Annotated in this window: 4 protein-coding genes; 3 read left to right on the top strand and 1 reads right to left on the bottom strand. The window is 33.7% G+C overall.

Annotated elements, in window-relative coordinates; genetic code table 11:
• Nucleotides 1-2525: putative LPS assembly protein LptD (locus ACJAZK_RS14585; RefSeq protein WP_415224672.1), on the bottom strand; the 2525-nt coding region annotated here is incomplete at its 3' end.
• Between the two features lie 251 nt (nt 2526-2776).
• On the opposite strand from ACJAZK_RS14585, the gene ACJAZK_RS14580 reads away from it, so the two are divergent.
• The 3 genes from ACJAZK_RS14580 to ACJAZK_RS14570 all read left to right on the top strand — a co-directional run.
• On the top strand, nt 2777-3898 hold the full coding sequence (locus tag ACJAZK_RS14580) for an N-acetylmuramoyl-L-alanine amidase family protein (protein WP_415224671.1): 1122 nt from the start codon (nt 2777-2779) through the stop codon (nt 3896-3898).
• A gap of 77 nt (nt 3899-3975) precedes the next feature.
• Complete coding sequence (locus tag ACJAZK_RS14575; RefSeq protein WP_415224670.1) at nt 3976-4929, top strand: MlaD family protein; 954 nt, start codon at nt 3976-3978, stop codon at nt 4927-4929.
• Nucleotides 4930-4944: 15 nt separating this feature from the next.
• The coding region (locus ACJAZK_RS14570) for a 4Fe-4S dicluster domain-containing protein (RefSeq protein ID WP_415224669.1) at nt 4945-6251 on the top strand (1307 nt) is incomplete at its 3' end.

Genomic DNA, 6251 nt, shown 5'->3' with positions numbered 1-6251 from the left:
AAATCACGTTCAAAACGCAATTGAGTTTGGGTAAATCCTTTGTTGGCAACATCATAACCAGAAGAGGCTCCAACAGACCATTTTGGTGACAACTCAATATCTCCAGAGAACATTAAAGAATGACTCGTTATAGCGTTCTGTCTCGCCGCATTACCATAATTAACAACGTAAGCCATTCTCAGACTCCATGGTATTTTGAAGTTATATAACTCTGAGGGCTCTTCCTTTTTGTCTTTTGAGTCGTTATCATCTGTTAAACGCTGATCGGCAAAATCTTGAGGCCTTCCAAATAAATCATCTGCACGTCCACCACTTCTTAAATTGTCTTGAATTGCAGGATCATCTTCGTTTCCATTCCCTTCAAATGCTGCACTAGAAATGGAATAACTAATGTTAAGATTAGCAGAGGTTAGTCTAAATAAGCTTCCGCCATTTTCAATATTAAATTTTTCAATTTTTCTATTATTATTGTCTAATGCGTAAGGGTCTAAAATCATCCCAAAGTTAATATTCATTTTATCCTTGAAGATTGTGGTGCCTCCAGAAACTCTTAATGGACTCCATTTTAAACTATCGCCAGCAAAATTATAAGATGTCTGAAAGTTGAGATTGTTTAGCAACTTAATTTTTTTAGGTTCTGTCGCCGTGCTATCTTTATCGGTGACTTTAGCTTCAAAATTATTACCTAATGAAATACCCATAGCACTAGAGAAATTTTGATTTGGTGTACCAAATAAAGAGCCTTCAAACCGTGTGTATTCTTGTCGTTCTAGCTCATCTACCGTATCGCCATCTGCATTAGCAATTGCAAAAGTATCATAATATTGATCAAAAGCTGGATTGATGTTATAGCTTATTGATGGACGCAGTACATGACGTATTTGCTGAATTTTACGCTCTTTTCCTTCTTTTCTAAAATCAAACATTCCATAGACTGTCGTACCGATACTTGTGCTGAAATTATAAGTTAAAAAACGATCAAAGTTGGTTAAATCTTCAGTAATAATTGTGCCTTCATCGTCCTCAAATCTTTTGATAGTATTGAACGTCCAATTCTCTTCAAAATTCATGCTAGCACTCATACTAAAATAGTCAAATACTTTAAAGTTTGTAGAAACAGGAATAGAATGTAGCGTTCCTATTTTTGCATCATTGAACATTTCAGATTTAAGAAACAAGGAGTCTGTAGTTCGAATCCTGTTTTCTCCTCTAACGTTATATTGAAAGTTTATATTTTGAATAATACCCTTTTTTGATCCGGTTTTAGGTGCAAACGGAAACATTCTACCAACACTCGCTTGCACTGTAGGTAAGGTTAAATTAATTTCTTCTGTATTGGTATTTTGAGAATGCGTAGCTGTCACATTCATATTAACTTGTGGTTCTCCTTGAAAAGTTTTAGAATAAGATACCGATGAAGCCAAAGTATTGTTCAGTGCACTAGCCAAATTTAATTGATTAATGGACTGTCTAAAAAACTGACTACTACCTAAGTTTACAGATGCCGAAAACCTAGAACTTGGATTGGATTTTCCATCTTGACTATGAGACCAACGAATATTATAAATCGTTGACTTTGCAAAGTCTGGGAAACCAGGTTCGCTATTAATTAAATTTTCATATCTAAAACTTAAATTTCCATTAAATTTATAACGTTTAGCATAATTAGACTCTAAACGCAAACCATAACTTCCATTGGTATAGTAATCTCCTAAAACAGCTAGATCTAGATAGTCGTTAATCGCAAAATAATACCCTCCATTCTGTAAAAAGTAACCTCTATCATTTGCTAATTCCTGTCCAGGTGTTGGCATAATGACACCCGATGTTTGCTTTTTAGACATCGGAAAATAACCAAAAGGTAGCACAATTGGCGTTGGTACATCGTATATAAATAAGTTTGTAAATCCTGTAACTACTTTTACACCAGGAACGACTTTAGCCGTTCGCATTAAAAAATAATACTCAGGGTCATCAAGGTTTTCAGAAGTTGTAAATTTACCATCTTTAATAAAAAGGGTAGAATCATTTTCACGTTTAGTAATTGCTGCTATAATGGTTCCGCCACTTTCTTCTGTTTTAGAATTGTAAATAATAGCTTTTTTAGTAACGGTATTTAATATGACAGAATCTGGTTCCACAATACTTTGTCCTTGTGTAAATACAGGTGCTTGAGAATAATTCCCTAAACTATCCTTGAGACGTCCTGCATAAACTAAATCTTTACCGTGATTAATGACAATAATACCAGATTTGATATTCATGTCACCGTAATTAACTTCGGCTTCATTGTATAAGGTAGTTGTATTTTTTCGTTGATCTAATCGCACATAGTCTTTGGCTTTATAGTCTACAATACTTGTGAGAAATTCTTTTTTCTTCGGAATAGAATCCGTCTTTGTACTATCTGATTCTTTTATGTTTTTGGGAGTATCGAGTATCTTTCCAATGCTTACAACAGTTGTATCATTAACTATGGTATCATTTTTTGTTACAGGTCTAATTGGCTCCTTCGATTTAGGCAATTCTTGAGCCCAGCAAAACATGTTGATAAACATGGTAAAACTTAGGGTAAAAAGTATGTGTAAGCTTTTTGTATGCAACGCTTTTAAATGTATTTTTGCTAAAGTATGGCTCGGTTTTTGAATTCCCAAAATTACATAGATTTTTTATGATTAGTTTATAATTCAATCAATTTATAAAAAGCATGATTAGACTAGATAATCTGGAGGATGCGTACTTAAAATAAATCGAGTTGATTAACCGTTAAACACCTATGAAAACGACATTACATTACAGTATAGTATTAGTGAGTTTGTTATGTACCAGTATTTTAACATCTGCACATGCATTTCAAAAAAACAAAGATAAATTTGTTGTTGTGTTGGATGCAGGTCATGGTGGTCATGATTCTGGTAACCTAGGAAATGGACATAGAGAAAAAGATATTGCTTTAAATATTGTCCTTCATGTTGGTCAGGAGCTTGAAAAAAACAAGGATATTAAAGTTATTTATACTAGGGATAAAGATGTTTTTGTGACCTTAAGAGGACGAGCAAAAATCGCGAATGATGCAGATGCAGATCTATTTGTATCGGTGCATTGTAATGCACATCATTCTCAGGCCTCAGGAACTGAAACGTTTGTATTAGGTGTAGCAAATACCAAACGTAATATGGAAATTGCAAAAAAGGAGAATGAAGTTATTTTCCTTGAAGCAGATTACGAGAAACACTATGAAGGTTTTGATCCAAACTCACCAGAATCCCTTATTACTCTAAGTTTTCTTCAAGAGGAGTATACCGAGAATAGTATCAAACTAGCCAGAATGGTTGAGGATAATTTTGAGCAAGGTCTCAAGCGTAAAAGTAGAGGTTTGAAACAAGCGAGTTTATGGGTTTTGCACAATACATATATGCCAAGTGTCCTTATAGAGGTAGGCTTTTTGACTAATAAAGGAGAAGGTGAATTCTTAAATACCAAGACAGGTCAAACAAAAATGGGATCGGGTATAAAAAAAGCAATATTAGGATACAAGACATATATAGAGCAAAATGTAGGAGAAGATATTTATAAAGGAACCAAAGTAGGCAACAATAATAAGGAGTCAAGCGGTGAGCCGCAAATTATAGAAAATATCCTGTTTAAGGTTCAAATTGCAGCCAGTTCTAGAGAAATAGCGCCTCAGTCTTATAATTTTAAAGGCTTATCAGATATTACTAGAGAAAAAGTAGGTACAATTTATAAGTATTATCATGGTGCTACTTCAGATTATAACAAGGTAAAGCAACTGCAGTTGAATGCAGTATCTAAAGGTTATAAAGACTGCTTTGTTGTGGCCTATAAGAATGGAAATAAAACAGATGTTTCCGAAGCAATAAAACCAGTATCTAATTAGAAATATTGTTTATCTTTAATTAGAAACATTTTTTATATAATTATTGTTAATTTTGTTGTAACCCAAAAATGTAAAAATTGAAAATTTCAAGAGAAATAAAAGCAGCCATACTTGTACTTTCAGGTATTTTGTTAATGGTTTTTTTAATCAACTATCTCAATGGTAAAAATCTATTTGAAGATGATGATACCTATTACACTGAGTTTGATTATAATGCCCTAACAAAAGCATCGCCAGTTACTGTAAAAGGTAATAATGTTGGTAAGATACAAGAGATTATCTATGATTTCAGTACTGGTAAAACAAGAGTTTCTTTCACAATAGACGATCAATTAAATTTCTCTAAGCAATCTAAAATTAGACTTTATAAAACAGGTTTAATGGGAGGTAACGCACTCGCCATTGTTGTAAGTAATGATGGAGAACCAGCAAAACCAGGAGATTATATCGCCTCTGAAGTCGAAGAAGATTTAGTGTCTAGTTTAACGACTAGCTTTTCTGATGTAAGTGACAACCTGGACTCAACACTATCATCAGCAGATTCACTTTTAGTAAGTCTTAATGGTTTGGTTCGTGATGAATCTGATAACGGAATTAAAAGTGCTATAGCAGAGTTAAATGCCACTATGAAATCTTTTAAATCGGTGTCTTACTCTGTAAATTCTTTGGTTAAAGAGAACGATGAAAAGTTGAGCTCGATACTTAGTAATTTTGATGCTGTAATTAAAGATTTAGCAATAATAACAAATGACTTAAAGGGTGTGAAGTTGTCTAAAACGGTCGCAAACCTTGATAACACACTGACAACTGTCAATACTTTAATGACGAGTATAGAGAATGGAGAAGGCTCTATTGGCAAGCTTTTAAAGGACGAAGGTTTGTATCAAAATCTGGAAGGAGCTGCATCACAGATGAAGCAGTTGCTAGAAGATATGAAATTAAATCCTAAGCGTTATGTTCACTTTTCTCTATTTGGAAAGAAAGCTAAACGTTATGATGCTGACGGAAACGAGATAGAAGATAAAGATTAATAAATCAACCACAATATGAGTATTTTACCACAAGTCATATTTGCAATAGTATTTTTTATAGGTATTGGATATTTCGCCAATAGCGTTAGAAAAATAGCACGTAATATTAAATTAGGTCAAGATGTTGATACTAGTGACAATAAGCCTCAACGTTGGAAAAACATGGCTAGAATAGCCTTAGGCCAGAGTAAAATGGTGACGCGACCAATTGCTGGTTTTCTTCATATCATTGTTTATGTAGGGTTTGTAGTTATTAATATTGAAGTTTTAGAAATCATAATAGATGGGTTCACAGGTCAACATCGTATTTTTTCTCCTGCAGGTGATATTTATAACATCTTAATTGGTTCTTTTGAATTACTTGCATTTGCAGTACTTGTATCTGTAATTATCTTTTGGATAAGACGAAATGTTATAAAACTCAAACGGTTTATGAGTTCAGAAATGAAAGGCTGGCCAAAGAGCGATGGTAATATTATATTATATTTTGAAGTGGTATTGATGTGTTTATTCTTAACGATGAATGGTACTGATTTACAATTACAACTTAATGGAGCAGAAGGATATCATACCGCTGGATCATTCCCAATTAGTCAATGGCTATTACCTCTTTTTGATGGTCTATCAAATGTAACATTAATAATAATAGAAAGAACCGCATGGTGGTTGCACATTATTGGGATTTTAGTTTTCTTAAACTACTTATATTTTTCTAAGCACTTACATATCTTATTGGCATTTCCAAATACTTTCTACGGTAATTTAAAACCAAAAGGTCAATTTGATAATTTAGAGGCAGTGACCAATGAAGTTAAGATGATGATGGATCCAGATGCAGATCCTTTTGCAGCTGCCCCAGAAGGAGAAGAAGATGCTGTTCCTGCAAAATTTGGAGCTAGTGATGTGCAAGATTTAAGTTGGGTTAATTTATTAAATGCCTATACCTGTACAGAATGTGGTCGTTGTACTGACGAATGTCCAGCCAATCAAACTGGTAAAAAATTATCGCCTCGAAAAATCATGATGGATACGCGTGATCGTCTTGTTGAAGTAGGTAAAAATATAGATGCTAATAAAGGGGAATTTGTAGATGATGGTAAGCAACTTTTAGGAGATTATATTACAAACGAAGAACTTTGGGCTTGTACTAGTTGCAATGCTTGTGTAGAAGCTTGTCCTGTGAGTATAGATCCTTTAAATATCATTATGCAAATGCGTCAATACTTGGTTATGGAACAAAGTGCTGCACCAATGGAGCTCAATAATATGATGACCAATATTGAAAATAATGGTGCACCTTGGCCTTACAATCAGATGGACCG

Source organism: Psychroserpens sp. (assembly GCF_047633235.1).
In the GTDB taxonomy this organism is placed as follows: domain Bacteria; phylum Bacteroidota; class Bacteroidia; order Flavobacteriales; family Flavobacteriaceae; genus Psychroserpens.
This window is presented reverse-complemented; position numbering and strand designations above follow the sequence as displayed.